This window comes from Pseudomonas lundensis, assembly GCF_001042985.1.
Lineage (GTDB): Bacteria > Pseudomonadota > Gammaproteobacteria > Pseudomonadales > Pseudomonadaceae > Aquipseudomonas > Aquipseudomonas lundensis.
Map to the genome: position 1 here is coordinate 1 of NZ_JYKY01000084.1, position 673 is coordinate 673.

The 673-nt window shown below is 53.2% G+C and carries 1 pseudogene; it reads left to right on the top strand.

What is annotated here, in order from left to right:
* A pseudogene (locus tag TU74_RS22970) lies at positions 1-673 on the top strand (IS3 family transposase); the annotation flags it as partial.

Here is a 673-nt window from a genome sequence, read left to right on the forward strand (position 1 = left end):
GCCGAGCTGAAACGGGTGACGGAGGAGCGAGACATCTTAAAAAAGGCCGCCGCGTACTTTGCCAAGGAGTGCGGCTGAAGTACGCCTTTATTAAGCAGCAAGCGGGTCATTACGCGATTCGACGCCTTTGCCTGACACTCAAGGTTCATCCCAGCGGCTACTACGCGTGGCTATCAGAACCAAAATCTGCGCGAGCAAAGGACGATCAGCGACTGCTTGGATTGATCAAACACTCCTGGCTGGAAAGCGGTGGTGTTTATGGCTATCGCAAGATCCATGATGACCTGCGAGAGGTTGGAGAGAGCTGTGGCCGTCACCGGGTGGCTAGGTTGATGCGCCTTGAAGGTTTACGTTCTCAGACTGGGTATCGACGGAGGCCGGGAAAATATGGCGGTAAACCAGCTGTTGCCTCACCGAACTTACTGAAGCGCCAATTCGATGTCAGAGAACCCAACAAAGTCTGGGTCACAGACATTACCTACATCCGAACATATGAAGGCTGGCTGTATTTGGCCGTGGTGCTCGATCTGTTTTCACGCCAGATCATTGGTTGGTCAATGAAGTCGCAGATGACCAGCGACGTAGCCATTGATGCACTGCTGATGGCGGTTTGGAGACGTAAGCCGAAGCAAGAGGTGATGATCCACTCGGATCAAGGCAGTCAGTACAGCAG